The sequence below is a fragment of the Erythrobacter sp. SCSIO 43205 genome (assembly GCF_019904235.1).
GTDB lineage: Bacteria > Pseudomonadota > Alphaproteobacteria > Sphingomonadales > Sphingomonadaceae > Erythrobacter.
The window spans coordinates 1,427,291-1,449,717 of record NZ_CP063202.1 but is presented as its reverse complement, the minus strand read 5'-3'; the positions used below and the strand labels follow the sequence as shown (position 1 = coordinate 1,449,717).

Sequence of the window (22,427 nt, the reverse complement as noted above, 5' to 3'; positions counted from 1 at the left end):
CTCAGCGGCCGCCGAATTCGTTCGAGAGAAGCCGATGACCCGTCAAATGTCTGTTTTGCGAACCTGCAGTGCGCTGAGCATCGTCGCGGCGCAGGCTGTTGGCGTGAACAGCGGTGCCCTTGCGTTTGATGGTGGAGTAGCCGGCCCCTCTCTTGTGGTCGAGGAAACGCCCGACGCTCCGGCTTCGGCTTCGGCAGAGCCGATCTCACCCGCTCAGGAAAAGGATCAAGAGGCCGAAAACACCGAGGCGATTGATCCAGCCCTTTTGTCGGCACCGCTTGAAGATCTGCTTGTGCTTGAGACGACGTCGGTCGCCAAAAAGCGTCAGAGCGTAAAAGACTCAGCAGCGGCCGTCTATGTCATTACCCAGGAGGAAATCAGAAAGTCACCAGCGGGCACCATCGTTGACTTGCTTCGAACCGTTCCCGGTGTCGAGGTCGGGCAGATCACCAACAGCGCGACCGCGGTTTCCATTCGGGGTTTCAACAGCAGGAACTCCAACTCGCTGCTGGTTATGATTGATGGGCGCTCGGTGTATTTTTCCGGCCTCTCAGGGGTCTTCTGGGACCAGATCAACCTCCCGCTTTATGACATCGAACGCATTGAGGTGGTCCGCGGACCCGGAGCAACGCTGTGGGGGGCAAATGCAGTCAATGGTGTCATCAATATCATCACGCGCAACTCAGCTGACACCCTTGGAACCAATGTGGTCGGGCGAGCAAGCACCCGGCGCCAGGAATTCAATGTCTCGCACGGATTTCGCCTCGATGACACTTTGACCATGCGTGCGTTTGGAACCCTGCGGCGCGATAAGATGCTGCTCGACGAGCAGGGCAATAACCTTGCTCCTTATGCGGGTAAAAGCGCAGAAGCAGGCACGCGAATTGACTGGCAAGCGAGTGCACGAGACGCGATCACCCTCCAGGCGGACCTGGCATATGCAGACTATGCCAACCTCATTTCGCTATTTAACAAAAACCCGCTTGCGCCCGGTTATGACATATCACTCACCGAGGATGATTTTACCCAGGTCAATGTACTTGCCCGTTGGACAAGACGGCAAAGCGACGACCTCGATTGGCGGATGCAGGCCTATTATTCGCACCTCGAACGAAGCGAGCTTAGCCTGACGGACTACACCGCTTCCATCGCCGATATTGATCTGGGTATCAATTGGAGGCCCAATTCCACACACGACCTGAGCATCGGGTTAGGTGCACGGCGTGTGGCGGACGATTTCGAAAGCTTCACCGCCAACGCAATTTTTGGTCAGAACAATAAAGCGGACACGATCATAAGCGGCTATATCCAGGATGATATTGCGCTTATACCTAATCGCCTGCGATTAAGCGTAGGGGCCAAGTTAGAGCACAACAATTTCACTGGCACCGAATTTCAGCCAAGCGCGAGGATCTTCTATCGGCCAAGCAGCGACCTTGCCGCATGGGCGAGTGTTTCACGAGCAGCGCGCACGCCATCGCGGTTTGAGCGCACCGCGCAATTTGAAGTCTTTTTCATTCCCGGAAATACGCCGCAAAACCCTTCGCCTCTTCCGATATTCCCTGTCCTGACGCCTAATCCCGACCTTCGAAGCGAGAGTGTGACTGCATTCGAGGCAGGGCTTCGGCTTGATGTGGCGCAAGACTGGAATATTGATCTGGCGGGTTATTACAATCGCTACAGGCGCGTGGCTTCGCCTACGCCAGTTGGTTCGCAGCTCTTGTTTGCGCCACCGGTTCCCTTCCCATTGGCAGTGGAGTTGGACACCCAAATTCAAGCCCGTGGCCGGCTCAAGACTTGGGGGATTGAGGCGCTACTAACTGGTGAGATTACTCCGTGGTGGACGATTAAGGCGAGCTATTCCCACTTTAATTTTGACGTGGCGCAAGACCCGCTGATCAATGCACCGTTCAATCTTGTTCTTCCGCCAGAAAATTCACCGCGTCATCAGGCCGCTTTATCGAACGATGTTCAAATTGCATCCGATCTACAACTGACCGCTCAGCTTCGGTATACCGATGAAATCGGGGGTGGTGCGGCTGGTTCTTATTTGTCGGGCGACGTTCGCCTTGCCTATGACCTTGGAAACGGGGCCGAATTTGCCGTAATCGGTGAAGGCCTGTTTGAACCCAGTCGTATCGAGTTTCCGCTCTCGCAGCTCCCGACATTGCCTTCGTATGTGTCTCGTTCGGTTTCAGCCGAACTGCGGTATCGGTTTTGAAGGGGGCAATGGTCATGCGTTCGCTCACCTCTCGCCGCTTGCCTCAATTAGCTGCCGTGCTGGCGCTGTTGATTTGCACCCTGCCCTCACCCGCGCAGGCTCAGTCACGCAGCAGCAGCGAACTCAAAGCGGCAATTGTGCTCAACATTTTGCGCTTCGTCGATTTTCCGGGAAATACGAAATCGACGCTGGATCTCTGCATAGAATCAGGGGTCGAAGCATCACCTCAACTGCGCGCGCTCACTAATCAGCGGGTTGGAAACCGACCGATCCGCACGAGAATGATTTCTAACGGATCATTCTCTGGATGTGAGGTTGCCTATCTTGCCCGCAGCAATCCCAACACAATCCGTTCTGCGCAAAACCAAGGCCGTCTTGTCATGGGAGACGGTCCCGATTTTATCGATGCAAACGGCTCGGTTGGACTGGTCGAAACCGGGGGACAGGTCCGCTTCGAGATCAATCTGGGACAGGCGAGCGACAATGGCTTGCGCATCAGTTCGAGACTGGTCCGCCTTGCCGCGCGGGTACGGCGGTAATGCTCTTCAAGGAAAGCGGCTTTTTCGGGCGGATGCGGTTCCGCACCAAGCTTGCAGCCATGACGACTTCGTCAGCAGCGCTCGCGCTTTTGCTCGCCTGCCTCGGTCTGTTCGCCATTCAATACCACACAGAAGCGGATCTGTCAGAACAACGCCATCGCCAGATCGCAAAACTGCTTGCCGAAAATGTTGCCCCCGCAATTCTTTTTGATGATCGCGAAGTCACGCGCGAGACATTGATGTCGGTCCGGGAAATTGAGGATATTCAGTCCGTTCACGTCATTGATCGGGAGGGCGCAACATACGCTGAATTCATCAAGAATCCGGGTAATCGCGCGCCAAGCGATACGGCAAAAGGCGAGGTTATTGCCGTTAGCATTCTTGTTGATGGCGTCTCGCTCGGACTGCTTGAAATGGTGGTCACCAACCGCTCGCTTCTCGATATTGTGCAGCAGACACTTGGCACGATCGTGCTGTTGTTTTCGGCGTGCATGGTGCTTTCACTCATCATCGCCCGATCACTCAGAGCGATGGTCTTCAGTCCCATCGACAGGCTCGTTCAAGCGATGCAAGAGCTTCGCAATTCAGGCGACTATACCATGCGCCTGCCGACCGAACACGACCCGGATTTTGCAATGATTTCGACCAGCTTCAACGATATGCTGGCCAAAATCGAAGCGGGCAATGTCGAGCTGCGCGACAAAGCCAACGATCTTCGTGAGGCGCGAGATGCGGCTGAATCGGCTAACCTCGCCAAATCGCAATTCCTCGCCAATATGAGCCACGAACTGCGCACGCCGCTCAATGCCATTCTCGGCTATTCGGAAGTCTTGCGCGACGAACTCACTCTTGCAGGAATGAAGCGCTCGCTTGAGGATGTTCGCTGGGTACACACCTCCGCGCAGCAATTGCTTGAGCTTATCAATGGCATCCTTGATCTATCCAAAATCGAGGCAGGACGCATGGATGTGGACGTTCATGAATTCGAAGTGGCCCGCATAGTGCGCGATGTTGAAAAAATGCTCGTTCCCATGGCGCAGCGCAGCCAAAGCGAGATCATCTTGTCGCTGGCCGATGATCTTGGAAAAGCGAGCACCGACTCCAGCAAGCTGCGCCAGATATTGCTCAACCTGGGGTCAAACGCCTGCAAATTCACCGAGCAAGGTCAGATCATCCTTGCCGCGCGGCGCGAGGGCAGACATCTCGTGTTTACCGTCACGGACACCGGAATTGGCATCAGCGAAAAAGACCAGGAGCGTTTGTTCAAACCCTTTAGTCAAGCTGACCAATCGACCACACGCGAATATGGCGGAACCGGCCTTGGCTTGGCGATCACCGCGCTGTTTGCTGATTTGCTTGGCGGCAAGGTGACACTCGATTCAAAGCCGGGTGTTGGCTCATGCTTTACGGTGCGGATCCTTGATGATCTCGCGCAAAAAGCGACGGCGCAAAATCAAGAGACAGTTGAAGCTATCGCGCTTCCAGACAACAGCGACAAGCCATTGGCGCTTGTGATTGATGATCAACCCAGCGCTTGTCAGCTTATCGTACGAATCGCAGAACAGGCAGGCTATCGGGTCATTACCGCGCCTGATGGTGAAAAAGGCCTTGCCGCCATGCGCGCCAATCAACCCGGCGTCGTCCTGCTGGACCTTGCCATGCCAAAGGTGGATGGCTGGGATGTACTCGAAGAAGCGCGATGCGACCCGGCGATTGAGAATATTCCGGTCGTCGTCATTTCGGTCAACGATGACGAAAACAAATCAATGCAAGCCGGTGCAAGCGATCACCTGACAAAACCTGTAAGTCCCGGGCAAGTGAGCGAGGTTTTGCAGCTCTATTCAGGGAGGCGGTCAGGCCGTATTCTGCTTGCTGAAGATCACGAGCCAACCGCCGAGCTTTACCGGCGCGGCCTTGAACAGATGGGATACACAGTCGAGGTTGTCGCAAACGGCTTGCAAGGGACCAAGCGGCTGCACGAAAGCCGGTACGACATTCTAATTACCGACCTCAATATGAGCGGGGGAAGCGGCTTTGATCTCATCAACGCGATCACAGCAATGGAGCCCGAACTTCGCCCGGTGACATTTGTCGTAACCGGCTGCGCATTGGACGCACAAGAAGAAGCCCAAATTGACCAGAACGTCGCCAAAATCCTCGCCAAAAATGGTCTAAGCCCGCGCAAACTCGCTCACCGCATCGCAGAGTATCGCACCCAGAAATCAGGCGAGGAGTTTGAGGAGCAATCATGACGGCCTTGAGTGAAATCTCGCAATCAGCGCCCTCGATCGAAGTTTTGATCGTTGACGACATCGACGCCAATCGTGCCGTCATGACCCGTCGCTTGGAAATGATGGCTTATCGCGTGAGCTCAGTTGGAAGCGGGGCTGAGGCGTTGAAACGGCTTTCGCATAGCAAGCCTGACATGATCTTGCTTGATTACATGATGCCTCAAATGAATGGGATTGAGGTGCTCCACCACATCAGATCCAATCCTGAAACCGAGAGCTTGCCGGTAATCATGGTGACGGCCCGGGCGGAGAGCGAGGCCACTGTCGAGGCCTTACGCGCAGGGGCGGATGACTTTGTGACCAAGCCCATCGATTACGAAGTGCTAAAGGCCAGAATTGAATCTCACGTCAGCCGCAAGTGTGACACAGCTGATCTCAAGAATGAAAACGAAGCCCTTGATGAACAAGCCATAATTCGCAGCCTTATGGTAGCTGACCTTGAGCAGGACTTAAAGTTGGAAATCGAAAAGCGCATCGAGCTTGAGAGCAAGCTCGCCGCGATATTATCAGGTCATGCAACCAGCGGGTCTGGTGGACAAAATACTCATTATTTGAATGAGTTATTTTGTGAAATTGAGAGCAAATATGCGAAAATTTTCAGCTCGGTGTCTCAGAACAAAATGCCTGCCCTGCTAGACATGGTGGAAGTGCGAAAGCTCATCCGCAAAGCGATTGATGCGCAAAACTGATACACAGATTGCTCACGGGTTATTCCCGGCCCTAAAGTCCGGCGTGTCCGACATGACGCTTCGTTGTCTCAACGACCGATTCGCATCCACTGACCTCCTCCGCCTTTCAAACGCGCCCTTTCCGACGGCGGTCTGTTAATTTTCTCAAGTCCGACAAATTGGCGAATTCAAGAGCACGCGGCTCGTTTACTCAGGTTTAACCAGTGGACCTCGCACATTCTCGCAAAAGCGGTCCGAAATGCAGCATTTCAGGTCAGGCCACCGAGCCGCAAAACTCTTAAATTTTTAACCATTTGCATGAACTCGGCGCACATCTGCTCCCCGTAATTAGAGCTTCGTAGATGGACCATTTCGACCTCGATTGAGAGACTAAGGTAACAGTCATGAAGACACTTTTTGCACGAAGCACCGCAGGGATCGCACTTGCAGCATCGCTGATGGGAACCGCCCATGCGAATACTGCCGATGTTGACGCGGGCGTAAGCACAGACGCTGATAATTCTGCGTCAAGCGCGTATGTAATGAGTGTTCCAGCAGCATCGAATGTTGTTGACGTGCCGACGGCTCTGCTTGATGCGTTCAATGCCACTGAGGGCACAGCTCAGGCATTGTCGACCACCGCGCCAACGCAAGCCGTCAGCGAAATCGCACCAGCTTCAAGCGGGGTTGTTACCACCCGCTCTCTCGATCCGCGCTATGGCCACATCAACCCCTTTTATGGCGACATCAGCCCCTTTTACGGGAATATAGACGCCTTCTGGGGGCACATCAGCCCATTCTACGGCGACATCAGCCCATTCTACGGCAATATCAATCCGTTCTGGGGTAACATCAGCCCGTTTTATGGCGACATCACTGCGTTCTGGGGCGATATTGATGCATTCTATGGCAACATTGGTGCCTTTGATGCGCAAAACCTCCAGCAGCTCGGCGATTTCTGGAACGCGCACGTCGGCCAGATCAGCCTCGTAGAGCAGCGTTTCAATGCCATCACGTTTATCGACGGCCAAATCGTCCGTGATGGTTCACCAGACCGGATGATGTCGGCTGTGGCTGACCTTGTCGCTTCGGGTGAGGCGCAATTTGGTTCGGCCTACACTGCCAAGACAGGGCAGTCCTTTGACACCCTCGTCAGCGAAGTGTTCGCGCGTCACGGTGCAACCGGCTCGAACCACAAGGCCGTGATTGAGCGTTGGACGATGCAACAGCGCGCGGCGTTCTATCTCGACTGGCATGATAGCCTCAACCAGTACTCCGGTATCGACGCGGTTGACCACTGGATGGCAGCGGTCAACTGGACGCCGGCCATCACCCAGATTCAAGGGGCCGGCAAAGACACTGTCATCGGCATCATCGACAGCGATTTCAGCAGCGACCTTGATCTTGGCAACAATATCATTTTGTCCGCTGGTTCAAGCTACAACGCTTCGGGCGTTAAAGGCCACGGTGCAGGCGTTGCCAGCCTTATCGCTGGTGCTCACGACGGCGAAGGCGTGATGGGCATTGCCCCTGACGCAAAGCTTGCCACCTACAACCCGTTTGACTCGCAGGGCAAAGGTTCGTGGAACGGGGTCGGCAACGGCCTTGTTCACATGAAGAGAAATTTGCCACTGCTCGGCGGCAAAGTGAGCGTGGTGAACATTTCACTTGGCGAGAAGGGTTCTGTCTTTACCGATGGCACTGCGGACTTCCTCGATCGGTGGGATGTCAATAACTACTATGACGACACAGTATTTGTGTTCGCTGCCGGTAACGATGGTATCGCGCAAAACTGGAATATCGACTTCAAAGATGCTGATAAGACGGCATTGATTTTTGTTGGCTCGGTCAATCCTCTGGGCGAAATTTCATCCTTCTCCAACCGTCCGGGCAACGGCTGCCTGACTGGCTGGTTCGGTCGCTGTGATGAGGCAAACAAGCTCTATATGCGCACCGTCGTCGCGCCAGGTGAGTTGATCCTTGTTTCGGACGGACAAGGCGGCGTGGTTCGTCGATCGGGCACCTCGTTCGCGGCACCTCTGGTGTCAGGTGCGGTCGCACTGCTGCACAACCGCTGGCCATGGCTGCGCAACAATCCGCATGAAAGCGCTCAGATCATCTTCCGTTCGGCACGCGACCTTGGCGCGCCTGGTCCCGATGAAGTCTATGGCTGGGGTCTGCTGGATGTTGCAGCGTCGCAATCGCCGCTCGACTTCAACGCTATGTCGTTCAAAATCTACGAGCAAAACGGTCAATATTGGTACGGCAGGAACCTGAGCGCTGCAGATGTGCTTGGTGCCGGTATCCCAGCCCATTGGGAGACGAACAACGCGTTCTTCACCGGGTTCGAAAACATCGGCAACACCTATCGCGATTTCAGCATCCCGGTGTCAGCTTTTGCTTATGGCAAAAGCACCAATGCCCTTGGTCGCGGATTTGAACGTCTGCAGGACTATGTGAGCCAACGGTTCTCAACCTGGATCCAAAGCGGTGGTCAGGATGCCAACGGCAATGGCCGCGCAGGGTTCAGCGAGCTTCGCCAATCTGGCGGCGCAATCAACGGCGAATGGACGATCCGTTATGACGCAATGGCGCCGCGCTATGACCAGCAGGGACAACTGCGCATGGTCCACGGTGCAGCAACGCTGACCGAACCATCGGGCAAGGCCTCTTTCACTTTCGGCCATGGGCAAGGCTCTATGGCGCTGTCTGGCTATCGCTTTGGCATTATGAGCGACCATGATCCGTTCACCGGCGGCGTGAACCCGGTTCTGGGCTTTGCTTCGGGCGAAACCTTTGCCCAAGCTGGCTACAAGCTGGCGGAAAACACCACCGTTCGCGTTGGTTATTCGCAAAACAATGAAGGCAACGAGGATGTTGCACCAGATGACACGGTTGCACAATTCTTGCGCAGCACTCTGGGTGATCGTTCCGCCAACGCCTTGACGCTCGATCTTGAACAAAAGGTCAGCGATGCGGTGTCGTTTGGCGCGCAGCTCACCATGCTCGATGAGAATGACGCCCTTCTTGGCACGCAGACCGGCACAGAGGCTTTCCTCGGGAACGGCTCGCAAACCGAAGCCATGACCCTCTCGGCATCGGTTGCGCTTGGTGCTGGCTTCAGCGTGGATGTGTCGGCAACGGGTGCTCGCACCAGCACGGCCAAAGACCAGCTGTTCACTAACGCAGGCACGGTTTGGGCCACAGCGGGTCAGTTTTCTGCCACCAAGCGCGGGCTGTTTTCGGGCAGCGATATGCTCCGCATCTCGGTCGCCCAACCGCTTCAGGTTGAAGATGGCGAGCTCCAATTCACCAGCGATCAAGTGGTCAATCGGGAAACCGGTGAGATCGGTAAGGTCACGCAAACCTTCGGGATTGGCACGAAACGCCGGATCACCACTGAGGCAATTTATGCAACGCAATTAACCGGATCTTCTGAGTTTGGTGTCTTTGGTCGTTACGTAAGTGCCGGGGATTCGGTCGATCAAGCTGGCATGGTTGTTGGAGGAAACTTCAGCCTGCGCTTCTAAGACAGGCAAGCCAGCCGCAATCGATCGTGTTTCAAAGGAGCCATGAACGGTGGCTCGGTTGGGGAAAGATAATGCTTAAACAAAGCCAAAAGAGAGTGCGCCTTGCCGCAATGCCTCTTCTTGTCGCTTTTGCAGCTGTTCCCGTCGCAGCCGAGCATCCCGAGCACGACACGTTCGATGCCGCGATAAGCCAGGCCAAAGCCACGATGATGGCGGATTCAGCTGAGGCGCTGAAGCACGCTCGCAAAGCAGCGCAGCTTTATCCAGGTGACACCGATGAAGCGCAGAAAGGCCGTCTGACCGCGCAGTGGCTTGAGGCCGAAGCTTTGATGCGATTGAACCGCGCTGACGAGGCGGCCGGTATTATCGAAGGCGCGATTGAAGCGGTCACACTCAATTTCGCCGGATCAAAATTGCACGCTGATCTTTTGCGCTCAGAAGCAGGTCTTAAGGCAAGCCAGGGCGAGTATGGCGAAGCTCTCGACAGCTTCTTGCAAGCGCACGAATTGTATGAGGCACTGGGCGAAGATCGCAGCCGCTCAATCGTGCTTCAGAACATCGGCTCACTTTATTCCGACGCGCGCGACTATGAGCGGGTTCTGAGCTATTACAAACAGGCCCATGAGGCCTATCCCGAAGACCCGGCGCTTGCCCTTTCCGCGCACAATAACACTGGCAATGCGCTTAAAGAATTAAACCGGCTTGTCGCAGCAGAAGCCGAATTCAGAGCCGCACTCAAAGTTGCATCTCAGATGGATAGCCCGCTTCTCGAAGCGCGCATCCTTACCAATATCGCCTCAACCCAATATCTTGCAGGAAAGCTTGACGCAGCCGACAGAACAGTCAGCCTCGGCTTGAACATCGCGAACTCAAGTGCGCCGCAATGGCGCCCGTTCCTTTACGGTGTAAAGGCGCAAATCGCGGTGAAACGTGGGCGACTGGACGATGCAAGAATGTATCTTGCGCGCACCTTCGAAGGAGAGGACCTCAATACCACCTCCCCCTTCTTCCGCGATTTTCACGAGACTGCCTATGCGGTTTATTCCGAGGCAGAAAACTACAAACTTGCAGCCCAGCATCTTGAGGCGTTTTATCGGATTGATGGACAGGCGCGCAATTTGTCCTCGACCGCAAACAATGCGCTTTTGGCCGCACGCTTTGACGCTGCAAATCGCGAGCTTCAGATTTCGACCCTATCGTTGGAAAAAGCCGCCAATGAAGCGCGGCTGAGCAGTGCGCAAAATCAGGTTATCCTGCTGACTGCTCTGGTGGTGCTTGCTATTTTCGGCTTCATCGCTGCCTTGCTGATGCTGCGCACGGTGAACCGCAGCCGCAAGGGGATCAAGGAAGCGAATGAGAAGCTCACCCATGTGATCCAGCACGATGGCCTCACTGAGCTGTATTCGCGCGATTATTTCCGCACTCTGCTCGAAGAGGCGATTGAGAACCGCACAAGCTATTCAGAGCCCCGCGTGCTGGCGCTGATCGATCTTGACCGGTTCAAGCAGGTCAACGATGTGTTCGGTCATGGCGCAGGCGATCAGCTTCTTGCGCAAGTGGCAAAGCGTTTCCGCGAAACTGCTGGAGAGGATGCGATCATCGGCCGTCTGGGCGGCGATGAATTTGCAATGATCGTCCCTGCCGAGATGCCAATCGACGAAGCCAAAGAGCTTTCCGACCGCATTATCAATGCAGTGAGCGAGCCATTCCAGATCGACGGTTTTGAAATCCAGATCGGTGCCTCAATCGGGCTTGCCCCAATTGAAACTCCGGCCAGCACCAGTGTGCACATGACCAACGCCGACCTCGCGCTTTATGCTGCCAAGGATAGTGGCCGCGGCAAAACAGTCATCTACGAACAATCCATGCGGGAAAAACTCGAAGACCGCTCCAGCCTTGAATCCGATCTCGAAGCAGCGCTTGAAAACGGGCAGATGTCGGTTTGCTACCAGCCTATCGTCAAGGGCGAGGATCGCTCGATCATTTGTTACGAAGCGCTTATGCGCTGGACACACCCGGAACGCGGTATCGTCCCGCCCAACGTGTTCATTCCTGTTGCGGAAGAAGGCTTGCTGATTGAGCGCCTTGGCGCATGGATGCTGCGCGAGGCTTGCCGCGAGGCGACGACATGGCCAGACAACATCAAACTGACCGTCAACATCTCGACGCTGCAAATGAGCGATGCAACGTTCCTCAACACAGTTGCTCAGGCACTCGCGAACAGCGGGCTGGAACCCAACCGGCTGATCCTTGAACTGACCGAATCTCTGGTTCTTGAGATGGACGACCAGATCGAACAATTGCTTGGGAGCCTCAAAAAGCTCGGCGTGACCTTTGCACTCGATGACTTTGGCAGCGGTTATTCGTCGCTCAATTACATCGACAAAATGGACTTCTCGATGATCAAAATCGATCGCGAGTTTGTACAGTCCGCAGCAGCCGGATCGCCGCGCAGCCAAGCCGTGGTCGCCGCTATCGTCGCGCTCGCACAATCGCTTGGCATCGAGGTGACAGCAGAAGGCATCGAAGATGAGCAGCAGGCCAAAGCCATGGTCGATTTGGGCTGCTCAAGCTTCCAAGGCTACCTGTTTGGTCGCCCAGAGCCCTCGCAGCCGCGTAAACACAATGCGTCAGACGACGACAAGGATGCAATCGCCGCCTGACCTGGTGGTCCAGCAATTCAGCCTCGCGCTAGCTCCGCGTCTGGCCGTCTCCCAGCACGAGATATTTGAAACTGGTAAGCTGCTCCAGCCCGACCGGACCTCTTGCGTGCATCTTTCCTGTTGCAATGCCGATCTCTGCGCCCATCCCGAATTCGCCGCCATCGGCAAACTGCGTGGAGGCGTTGTGCATCACAATCGCGCTGTCGATTTGGGTGAGGAATTGACGAGCAACCTCCCCATTCTCAGTCATAATCGCATCTGTGTGACCTGAGCTATGCTTGGCGACCCATGCAATCGCTTCATCAGCGCCTGACACGACTTTCACGGAAAGAACCGCGGCGAGGAACTCGGTGCTAAAATCCGCATCATCCGCAGGTTTGATACGCCCATCCACGGCGACCGCGCTAGCATCTCCGCGAAGCTCGCAATCAGGCATGGCGTCGGCAATCAAAGGAAGTGCCTTGTCCGCAATCGCCGCATCAACGACAAGGCTTTCCGCCGCGCCGCAAATTCCTGTGCGCCGCAGTTTCGCGTTTCGCACGACGGCAACCGCTTTCTCCAAATCCGCCTCTTCATGGATGTAGATGTGGCAATTGCCATCAAGGTGGAGGAGCGTTGGCACCTTTGCATTGTCGCGAACAAGTTCGGTCAGCCCGCGGCCACCGCGAGGGATCACGAGGTCAATATGATCGACCGCACCAAGCATTTCGGCCACCGCTTCGCGCGCCGTGGTCTGAACCGTTTGAACAGCGTTGCGGGGCAGGCCCGCTGCCTCAAGCCCGTCTTGCATACATTCCACGATCACACGGGTTGAATGACGGCTCTCCGAACCGCCGCGCAAGATGACGGCGTTGCCAGATTTCAGGCACAATGCACTCGCGTCAGAGCCGACGTTCGGGCGAGCCTCATAGATCATGCCGATAACGCCGATTGGCACTGCCACGCGCTCAATTTTAAGCCCATTGGGCCTATCGAAAGTCGCGAGGCTGCGCCCGACCGGATCGCCCAGCTTGGCGATCTCCTCCAACGCGCTCGCCATGGCTTCGATGCGATCTTCGTCGAGTTTTAGTCGGTCAATGAAGCTGTCCGGCTTTGTGTCGCGAACGCTGTCGACGTCCTTGGTGTTGGCTTCGGCAAGACGCGCTGTAGCCGCGCGCATGGCTTTGGCCGCTTCGAGAAGCGCTGTGTTCTTCGCTTCGGTGCTGGCGGTGCGCAGCGATTGCGCCGCTTCTTTGGCGCGCTCACCAAGTTGAACGATGTGCATTTGTGGGTCGAGAGTGTTGTCTGTCATTGTTTGATACCGTTCTTGCGAATTTGAAATTTGTGTTTGAGAATGTGAGCGCGGGTCACTTGAGTTCGAGCGCTCGCTCATAGGCGGCTGTCACTGTGCTCTTCAGGCGATTACTGATTGTCTCATCGCCATTAAATGCTTCGAGACCGGCGGCGGTCGTTCCGCCCTTGCTCGTCACCGAATTGCGCAGGGTTTCGAGGCTCTCATCCGACGTGCGCGCCATTTCGATTGCACCTGCCATCGTGCCAAGCACCATGGAGCGGGCAGCCTCTTCATCGAAACCAAGCTCCATCGCTGCTTCAACAAAAGCGTGGGCGAATTCGAAGATATATCCAGGGCCTGAGCCCGCGATTCCGGTAAAACGATCAATTTGATCTTCATCATCAACCGTGATCGCGGTGCCGGTGAGAGCCATCAACTCTTGAGCATGGGCTAGGTGGTCGTCTTTGGCGTCGTCACTGGCGCAAAGCGCGCTTACCCCCTGCCCCACAGCTGCGGGCAGGTTGGGCATCACCCGAACGACCGGTGCGTCCTCGGTGAGCGATTTGATTTTCGCGATCGAGCAGCCAGCCGCGATGGACAGAACATATCCATCGTCGTTCAGCATACCGGAATAGGCCGGCATGACCCTCTCGATCAGCTGCGGCTTGATGCCGATGATAATGACATCAAACTTGCGCGAGGCGAGGTCGCCAGTGTCGCGCACGAGGGTTGTTCTTGGCGGCTCAACCTCGAGCGCAGGGTCAACAATAGTGAAATTGGCACCCGACCTCACCCAATTGCCAAGAAGAGCGCCACCCATTTTGCCACACCCAACCATAATTATATTTGCATTTTCAATAGTATTCATTTTTTCTCTATAAATAAAATGTTCGGATTTGAAGTGATGACCGCTATGGGCATATTTTTACTTCATTTATTCAGTATCTTATCTTTGCTTCAAAAATATGAAACTTTGCATTGCCTTGTGCGTAGTCCCTACGTAGTGCAGCGCACGATCGTTCCATTTAACTTTTAAAAAATTCGAGAATTTAATGCCAAAATCAAAACGTATCGTCGTCAAAATCGGATCAGGGCTCTTAGCCAATGTCGATCGCCTCACCCCGCGCTTCGGGTTTCTGCAACGTCTGCTCGACGATGTCGCTCGCCTGCGCGATGAGGGTTACGAAGTTATCTTGACCAGTTCCGGCGCGGTCGCACTGGGATTGAAAACCGTGGGGATGACCCCTGAAACTGCTGGCCTGCGCGACAAACAGGCAGCGGCTGCTTGCGGTATGCCTTTGCTGCTGAATGCTTATAAACAAGTGGGGCTCGAATTCGGCTTTGAGATCGCTCAAATCCTTCTGGTCCTTGATGACTTCGAAGACCATCGACGCTTCCTCAACACCCGCAACACGGTTGCACGGTTGATGGAGTCGCGAATTGTCCCAATCGTAAATGAGAATGACACGATCACGACCGAAGAAATCCGCGTAGGTGACAATGACCGCCTCGCTGCGAAAATCGCTCAGATGGTCGAGGCAGAGAGCCTCATCATTCTGACCGGAGTAGACGGCCTTTATGATCGCAACCCCGATGAAGAAGGCGCGCAATTGGTCGAAGAGGTTCACAATGTTGCCGACTACGTCGAAGCGGCATCTGGCGGTTTTAGCGAGCTTGGATCGGGCGGTATGCTCACCAAATTGCAGGCTGCCAATATGGCTCAGAACGCTGGCTGCACCGCCTATATCGCCAATGGCGATGTAGAACACCCTCTCTCCTCGGTCCTGAACGGGGATCGTAAATGCACCGTGTGTGTGCCTAACCCCGATCCCGTATCGCCATGGGAAACCTGGCTTGCTGATCGCCTGCAAATGGCGGGAAGCATCGTCATTACCGAAGAAGCAGCGAAGAATTTCGATGGCGAAAAAGCGATCAGCCGAAACGACGTGGCCGCTGTGACAGGAGACTTCACTCGCGGGGATGTTCTGCACATTTACGATCAAGACGGAAACGAACTGGCACGCGGACTTTCTGACTTTAACTCGGAAGAATCGCGGATTCTGATGCGCAACCTTGAACTGCCGGCAAAACAGCTGCTTGGCTATCAATCAGACGCGGAATTCATCCGACCTGAGAACATGGTGGTGATCAATGACCGCCACTTAACATGGGATGCGCCGGATCAGGCGGCCTGATCTCCTGATCACAACAACAAAAAGGCCGGCACAACCATTAGGATGCGCCGGCCTTTTTGTTTAGCGGCTTCTTCTATTCAGCAGGTTCAAGCTGCGCGTCGCTCGCTGTCAGCTTGCTCACCACCCCAATGGCGATCCCAGCGGCGACAAACCCCGGCACAATCTCATAAAGGCCCGGACCGCCAAGGACACTCTCGTTCCAGCCAAGGGCTATCCATGCGCCCACCACAGCCGCACCGGTAACAAGCCCTGCGAGCGCCCCGGCCCCCGTCATGCCGCGCCATGTCAGCGCCAGAAGGATAAGCGGGCCGAACGCCGCGCCAAAGCCTGCCCACGCGTTTGCAACAAGCCCCAGCACTTCGCTGTTAGGGTCCGACGCAAGAACAATCGCGGCAAGCGCCACAAGAGCAACGCAGACACGGCCCACATTCACAGCCTCGCGCTCGCTCGCGTTTTTGCGTAAAAACAGACGGTAAAAATCCTCCGTCAGCGAGCTGGAAGATACCAGCAATTGCGAGGAAATCGTGCTCATGATTGCGGCGAGCAGAGCGGCAAAAAGAAAGCCTGTGATTGCAGGGTGAAACAGCAATTCAGACAAGACGATGAAGATCGTCTCCGGGTCTTCGACGACAATGCCATTTCGCTCTGCATAAGCTCGACCAGCGAGCCCCATACCAACCGCACCAAGCAGCGAAACTCCCATCCATGTCAGCCCGATATTGCGGGCGGCAGCCACTTTCTCGACCGTATCGATGGCCATAAAGCGCACGATGATGTGTGGTTGACCAAAGTAGCCAAGGCCCCATGTTACCGCGCTGATGAACCCGATGAAGGTCAAACCGTTCGTCAGGCTCAAAAATCCTTCGATTGGTACTTCGGCAAGCGATCCGCCCGCATCACCACCGCTGCCGAACATCACGACAAGCGGCATGATGACCAGCGCGAGCATCATAATCACGCCCTGCACGAAATCGGTGAGGCTCACGGCAAGAAACCCGCCAACCATGGTATAGGCAAGGACGATGCCAGCGGTGATCCAGATACCAAGCGCGTAGTCGCTCATCCCAATGTTGGGGAGCACATCTGCAAAAGCGGTTTCAAAAAGCTTCCCTCCGCCAACGAGCCCGGCAGCGGTGTAGACGGTGAAGAACACAACTACGACAAGCGCAGATACGACGCGCAAGGCAACCGCTTTGTCAGGGAAGCGGTTCGCCAGAAATGCCGGTATCGTTAGCGCATTGCCATAACGCTCTGTCTGTTCACGCAAGCGCGGAGCGACGATAACCCAATTGAATACGGCGCCAACAAAAAGGCCGATCCCGATCCACGCCTCCACCAAGCCAGCAGCGTAGAGCGCGCCAGGAAGTCCAAGCAGCAGCCATCCCGACATATCCGAAGCACCAGCAGAAAGCGCGGCAACAGACGGAGGCAGATTGCGCCCTGCAAGCAGATAGCCTTCAGAAGTGTCCGTTGATTTGCGCCAGGCGTAAAGCCCGATGCCGATCATGGCGAGGAAGTACAAAGCAAGCGTGGCAAGTGTGAGTGTGTTCATAATAAAAGCGGTGCGCTGTGCCTTTCGAAATTGTGGCTTGCGGGGCAGATTCTCGATGACCGCTGCATCATAGGTGCGGCCTTTGAGGGGGCGATCTTTGTTGCATCAACAAAGGGGCCTCAGCCTCGTTCCAATTTGGCGGACAATGCTCACACCTATGAGTGGAGCCGCCGTGCGAAAGGGGCTTCTATCGGGAATGGCGCAATTGTTCAACTTGGCCGTGACAGGCCAATGAACGCGTCGCCTTCAAGCGAAAGTTGTAAAGTTACGAAAGGCTGCGGATGGGATCGGTGCCGTCCCAGTTTTTCGCCGCATCTTGCATCATGGCGAACAAGCCCTTGGTGTCCTCATTAACTTCGAGCACTTCGACCAAGCCGCCTTCCCCCGCGCCGGGGTCAGCATAAACGACCCGTGAGCCGCCAAATAACCCAGAGACAATCGTTTCGGCCCCGACATCATCCAGAGCCTTTTGCGCGCTGTCAAAATCTTCGGTCAGGATCAGGACGTGATGCAAGCGGTCCTTGATGCCGTATTCGCCGTTATAATGGGCTGGCGCATCATTCTCTGGTTTGACGAGCTCAATCTGCACATCACCCCAATATCCAATCGCCACCGTAAAGCGCGCATCGGTGGGCTTGCCGCGATATTTCATTTCATCAAGCGCGATGTTCTCGAACATGAAGAACGGACCAACGCCCATTGTCTTCGTCCAGTATTCGAGCGTGCCTTCAAAATCGGTCGGAACATAGGCCAGTTGGGCAATGTCTCCGATCGCTGCGATGGAACCGGGCTTAGGCATATCGGGTACTCCGCTTCAGATCAGGCGAACAAAGTCTCTGGCGCTTCAAGGTGCTCTTTGAGCGTTTGCAGAAATGCAGCACCCGCAGCACCGTCAATGGCGCGGTGATCGACCGACAGGGTCATCGAAATGCGCGTTTCAAAACCAACAGAGCCATCGGCTTTTTCGACCGGGCATCGATCCGCTTTTCCGACCGCAAGGATCGCGGCCTGTGGCGGATTGATGATCGCATCGAAATTCTCGATCCCGAACATTCCGAGGTTGGACACAGTGAAGGTGCCACCGTCGAGATCCTCATACGACAGCCGCCCTTCGCGCGCTTTTTCAATCAGTGCGCTTGTCGCCTCGGCCAGCTGGTCGATGCGCATACGGTTCGCTTGCCTCACAATTGGCGTGACCAAACCGCTTGGCCCCGCAACCGCAACGGCCACGTCGGCGTGCGGGTAGTGATGCAGTTCCTCGCCATGGAGTTGCACATTAATATCCGGGTGTTTCGCCAGCGCTTTGCCGCACGCGAAGACGATGTAATCATTCACCGAAGCCTTGCGCCCGAGCACCAGATTGGCGGTCTTGCGGAAAGAAAGCAGTTCGTCTGCGGCGAATGAGCTGCGCAAATAGAAGTGCGGGATTTCCTGCTTGGCTTGAGTAAGCCTTCTTGCGACCACTTTGCGTATTTTGTCGAAGGGTTTCACATCGGCATTGTTCGCAACCAGTCGGAACGGCGCACCCCGGTCTGCACCGCTGGAGGCATCGACCAGCGCCAGCACATCTTTCTTACAGATACGACCGCGTGGCCCCGTGCCCTTCACACCGGAAAGATCGATGCCTTCCATCGAAGCGATCCGCCGGGCGAGCGGCGAGGCATAGATTTTGAGATCTTCAGCCGGATGATCAACGCTGCCGCGCGGCGTAAAATTACGCTCAGGTCGCACAGCCTGTTCGATATCCTGAAGCGTGATCCGGCCACCCTTGCCCGAACCTTCGACTGTCGAAAGGTCGACGCCCTCTGCACTCGCCAGTTCAAGCGCCTTGGGGCTGATCGGGCGGTTGGTTTCGATCAGGGTCGGCGCTGGCTTGGGCGCGTCAGCAGTTGCCTCTTTGGCACCGCCTTCTTTCTTGCCCGATTTCTTGCGCACCGTGCCCAGAGCGGCCGTGGGTTTGAAGTCGGCCACGAACTGATCAACTTCGCCAGCGTCAGCTTCGCCATCGGCAAGCACGGCCAGAAGCGTTCCAACCTGCTCTGCCTCTCCGCCTGCTTCGACGACAATCTTTGCCAGAACGCCATCGCGTTCGGCTTGGACTTCATTGGTAATTTTGTCGGTTTCAATAAGGCACAAAAGGTCGCCTTTGGAGAAGCTATCCCCTTCTTTTACCTGCCATTCGGCAAGCGTACCTTCGGTCATTTCGATGCCCCATTTGGGCATACAAAAGGCGCGCAGCTTCGTCATTGTCGCGCTCCTCTCAACGATAGGCCAGTGTCTTGCGAACCGCCGCTTCGACATCGTCTGGCGATGGCAAATAGGCTTGTTCAAGTTCCGATGCGAATGGCACCGGGGTGTGCGGCGCGGTCACCATTTCAATCGGTGCCTTAAGGCTCGAAAACGCCTTGTTCGCGACGAGAGCGGCGAGATCGGTTGCAAGGCTACAGCGCGGCGGAGCCTCGTCCACGATAACCAGACGCCCGGTGACTTCAACTGAATCTAGGATCGCTTCTTCATCGAGCGGGCTCGTCGTGCGAAGGTCGATAAGGTCAACCCCAATCCCGTCTTCCGCAGCCGCTTCAGCAGCAGCCTCGGCAATGCCGACCATCAAGCCGGTTGCGAGCACAGTCACGTCTTCGCCTGATGTCACTTGCCGTGCATGGGCGAACGGAATGGTCCAATCGCCGTCGGGCACTTCGCCTTCGACCGCATAAAGAGCCTTGTGTTCAAGGAACATCACGGGGTCATCGCCGCGCAAGGCCGTGCGAAGCAATCCGCGAACATCTTCGGGCGTTGAAGGCATGACGACCTTGAGGCCCGCCATACCGGTCAAAATCTGGTGGGCGCATTGGCTGTGTTGAGCCGCCGCGTTGTAACCGCCGCCATAAGCCATGCGGATCACAGCAGGGCAGCGCGTTTTACCGCCGAACATATAGCGGAACTTGCCGATCTGATTCCAGATCTGGTCAAGACTGACCCCGATGAAATCGGCAAACATTAGCTCTGCTACGGGACGTTTGCCTGAAAGAGCAAGGCCAGCAGCTGCACCAACGATAGCGCTTTCGGAAATCGGCGTGTCGATCACCCGGTTTGCGCCAAATTTATCGAACAGGCCGGTCGATGTAGACCAAATCCCGCCGATTGCCTCAGGCCCACCATCAGTGCCCATACCGCCCACAACATCTTCACCCAGAACAACAACGCTTTCGTCGCGCTCCATTTCCTCGGCGATCGTCAATCGGACAGCGTCACGATACATCATTTTTGCCATCGCTCGGCTCTCCTCAATATTCTACGTAAACGTCGGTGAGGACGTCTTCGGCAGTGGGTCGGTCAGCCGCACGCGATGCTTCGACAGCGGCGTCGACGTCGGCTTCCGCAGCCTCATTAAGTTCGTCGATCACGGCCTCATCAAGAAGGCCGGCCTCGGTCACCTTCTGACGGAAAATCTTAAGGCAATCGCGAGTTTCGCGAATACGGTCGAGCTCGCCCTCGCCGCGATAGTTTTGGGGGTCACCCTCAAAGTGGCCATAAAAACGTTCAGTGTCGAATTCGACCGCAGCCGGACCATTACCCGCGCGGACATACTCCAGAATTTCGCGCATCGTGTCATGCACCGCGAAGAAATCGCAGCCATCAGCGCGCCATACTTTCATGCCGAAAGCTTCCGCGCGGCTCGCAATGTCTTTTTGCGTGCCAACCGCATATTCAAAGCCGGTGTGCTCGGAATAGTGGTTGTTTTCAAAAACGAAGATGCAGGGCGCTTTGGTCACCACTGCCATATTCATCGCTTCGAAAGTCGTCCCTTGGTTACACGCACCGTCGCCGGAAAAGGTGATTGCCACCCTGCCCTCACCATCGAGCTTGCATGACATTGCCGCACCAACTGCGATGGGGGCACCTGCGCCAACGATGCCGTTCGCGCCAAGCATCCCCTTATCGATATCGGCGATGTGCATCGAACCGCCCTTGCCTTTGCAAAGACCCTCGCGGCTGCCCCAGATTTCTTTCATCATGCCGGTGACATCGCAGCCTTTGGCAAGGCAGTGGCCGTGGCCACGGTGGGTCGAGACAATCTTGTCCTCGATGGCAAGGTGCTCGCACACTCCAACTGCAACGGCTTCCTGCCCGCAGTAAAGGTGCGTGAACCCTGCAATTTCGCCCGTTGCAATGATGTCGTGCAACCGTTCCTCAAAGGCACGGATGGTCGCCATCTTGCGATAGGCTTGTATTAGCTCGTCACGGCTGAGTTGCATTTACGAAGCTTCCTCTCTCCACTGGTGCGGTCAAAGACCAAGCACCGTCTTCGCGATGATTGTTGACTGGACCTCGTCTGTCCCGCCGAAAATTGTCCAGGCGCGGCTGTTGAGATAGCGGGCCGAAGCAACCTGCGCCCCTCCCGAAATGAAGGGGTCCGAAGAATTGTCGCCATAAAGCGGCCGCTGCGCAGGCAATTGCAGGCCAGCTGGTCCATACAGATCAACCGCCAACAGGTCGATTTTCTGCCGAAGCTGGGAGGCGAGCAATTTGGTGAGCGATGTTTGCGGACCGGGCTTTCGACCATTTGCGATGTCGGCCAAAATCTTTAGCTCAATCATGTCGAGTGATTGCACTTCCAACCGCAGCTCTGCGACCCGGCGGCGCCATTCAGGATCGTCCGCCAGCACCCCTCCGCGAGCATCCGGCTCATCTGCCGCGGCCTTTTCGACCATGCTCAAATCATAGAGGAGTTTGGGCGCATGGCACGAACCGCCCCGCTCATTTTCGAGCAGGAACTTGGCAATCTCCCACCCCTGCCCTTCTTCACCGACGAGATTGCTGGCGGGAACGCGCACGTCCTCAAGGAAAACCTGATTGACCTCATGATCACCGGCGAGCGTGTAGATCGGACGAACCGCAACGCCGGGTGTGTCCATATCGATCAGGATAAAGCTGATGCCCTGTTGCTTGCGCCCGGAATTGTCAGTGCGCACGAGCGCAAACATCCGGTTGGCGTGGTGCGCGTGTGTGGTCCAAATCTTCGAACCATTGATGACATACTCATCGCCATCCCGAACCGCGCGGGTTTTAAGTGATGCAAGATCAGAACCAGCACCCGGTTCAGAGAAACCTTGGCACCAATAATCCTCACCCGACAAAATGCGCGGCAGATAATAAGCCTTCTGCTCCTCGCTGCCATAAGTGAAAATCACCGGTGCAAGCAGCTTCAATCCCAACACGGTTAGATTGGGCGCACCTGCAAGAGCGCATTCTTTTTCAAACAGATAGCGCTGAACCGGCGTCCATCCCGTGCCGCCGTGCTCAGCTGGCCATTGATAAGCGAGCCATCCGCGGCGGTTTAGAGCTGCGGCCCAGGCGTTGTGAATGTCAGGCTCAACAAAAACGGTCGGCGTTTGCGCCGTTGCCTCGCGCACCGTTGGCGATAGTTCAGTGGCCAAAAACTCGCGAACTGTATCGCGAAACTCTTCATCGGCTTTGGAGAGCTGGATATCCAT

Annotated in this window: 15 protein-coding genes; 7 read left to right on the top strand and 8 right to left on the bottom strand. The window is 55.7% G+C overall.

The features are described 5' to 3' along the window. Positions 1 to 34: 34 nt before the first annotated feature. From INR77_RS06680 to INR77_RS06655, 6 genes are all read left to right on the top strand, one after another. The gene (locus INR77_RS06680) at positions 35 to 2,221 is read left to right on the top strand and encodes a TonB-dependent siderophore receptor (protein ID WP_223073115.1); all 2,187 of its coding nucleotides are present in this window, start codon (positions 35 to 37) and stop codon (positions 2,219 to 2,221) included. Positions 2,222 to 2,235: 14 nt separating this feature from the next. Then, entirely contained in the window at positions 2,236 to 2,760 is a 525-nt protein-coding gene (locus INR77_RS06675) for a YfiR family protein (protein ID WP_223073114.1), read from the top strand. Beyond that, positions 2,760 to 5,012, top strand: coding sequence for a response regulator (locus INR77_RS06670; RefSeq protein ID WP_223073113.1), 2,253 nt, complete (start codon positions 2,760 to 2,762; stop codon positions 5,010 to 5,012). Before INR77_RS06675 ends, INR77_RS06670 begins: the two co-directional genes overlap by 1 nt. A gap of 5 nt (positions 5,013 to 5,017) precedes the next feature. Further along, the gene (locus tag INR77_RS06665) at positions 5,018 to 5,740 is read left to right on the top strand and encodes a response regulator (RefSeq protein WP_223073112.1); all 723 of its coding nucleotides are present in this window, start codon (positions 5,018 to 5,020) and stop codon (positions 5,738 to 5,740) included. A gap of 383 nt (positions 5,741 to 6,123) precedes the next feature. Continuing rightward, positions 6,124 to 9,249 carry a S8 family peptidase gene (locus tag INR77_RS06660; protein ID WP_223073111.1) on the top strand — a complete coding sequence of 1,042 codons (3,126 nt, stop codon included), beginning with the start codon at positions 6,124 to 6,126 and terminating at the stop codon, positions 9,247 to 9,249. Between the two features lie 71 nt (positions 9,250 to 9,320). Beyond that, positions 9,321 to 11,912, top strand: a complete 2,592-nt coding sequence (locus tag INR77_RS06655; RefSeq protein ID WP_223073110.1) for an EAL domain-containing protein — start codon at positions 9,321 to 9,323, stop codon at positions 11,910 to 11,912. A gap of 28 nt (positions 11,913 to 11,940) precedes the next feature. Here the strand turns inward: INR77_RS06655 and INR77_RS06650 are convergent, their stop codons facing one another. Together INR77_RS06650 and proC are read right to left on the bottom strand one after the other, a co-directional pair. After that, complete coding sequence (locus INR77_RS06650) at positions 11,941 to 13,203, bottom strand: glutamate-5-semialdehyde dehydrogenase (protein ID WP_223073109.1); 1,263 nt, start codon at positions 13,201 to 13,203, stop codon at positions 11,941 to 11,943. A gap of 55 nt (positions 13,204 to 13,258) precedes the next feature. Next, positions 13,259 to 14,023, bottom strand: coding sequence for a pyrroline-5-carboxylate reductase (proC, locus tag INR77_RS06645; RefSeq protein ID WP_223073438.1), 765 nt, complete (start codon positions 14,021 to 14,023; stop codon positions 13,259 to 13,261). A 214-nt stretch (positions 14,024 to 14,237) separates the two neighbouring features. Between proC and proB the strand changes: the two genes are divergently transcribed. After that, positions 14,238 to 15,380: a glutamate 5-kinase gene (proB, locus tag INR77_RS06640; RefSeq protein ID WP_223073108.1), complete on the top strand. Its 1,143-nt coding sequence runs from the start codon at positions 14,238 to 14,240 to the stop codon at positions 15,378 to 15,380. 73 nt (positions 15,381 to 15,453) lie between these two features. Here proB and putP read toward each other — a convergent pair whose 3' ends face one another. The 6 genes from putP to INR77_RS06610 form a co-directional block, all read right to left on the bottom strand. Next, positions 15,454 to 16,932, bottom strand: coding sequence for a sodium/proline symporter PutP (gene putP / locus INR77_RS06635; protein ID WP_223073107.1), 1,479 nt, complete (start codon positions 16,930 to 16,932; stop codon positions 15,454 to 15,456). Positions 16,933 to 17,197: 265 nt separating this feature from the next. After that, a complete protein-coding gene (locus tag INR77_RS06630) occupies positions 17,198 to 17,731 on the bottom strand; it encodes a VOC family protein (RefSeq protein ID WP_223073106.1) in 534 nt (177 codons plus the stop codon). A gap of 20 nt (positions 17,732 to 17,751) precedes the next feature. Further along, positions 17,752 to 19,179 carry a 2-oxo acid dehydrogenase subunit E2 gene (locus INR77_RS06625; protein WP_223073105.1) on the bottom strand — a complete coding sequence of 476 codons (1,428 nt, stop codon included), beginning with the start codon at positions 19,177 to 19,179 and terminating at the stop codon, positions 17,752 to 17,754. Between the two features lie 13 nt (positions 19,180 to 19,192). Further along, on the bottom strand, positions 19,193 to 20,203 hold the full coding sequence (locus INR77_RS06620; protein WP_223073104.1) for an alpha-ketoacid dehydrogenase subunit beta: 1,011 nt from the start codon (positions 20,201 to 20,203) through the stop codon (positions 19,193 to 19,195). Positions 20,204 to 20,216: 13 nt separating this feature from the next. Then, positions 20,217 to 21,188 (bottom strand): thiamine pyrophosphate-dependent dehydrogenase E1 component subunit alpha, encoded by a 972-nt coding sequence (locus tag INR77_RS06615; RefSeq protein ID WP_223073103.1) that lies wholly within the window; start codon positions 21,186 to 21,188, stop codon positions 20,217 to 20,219. A gap of 30 nt (positions 21,189 to 21,218) precedes the next feature. Next, positions 21,219 to 22,427, bottom strand: a complete 1,209-nt coding sequence (locus tag INR77_RS06610) for an acyl-CoA dehydrogenase family protein (RefSeq protein ID WP_223073102.1) — start codon at positions 22,425 to 22,427, stop codon at positions 21,219 to 21,221.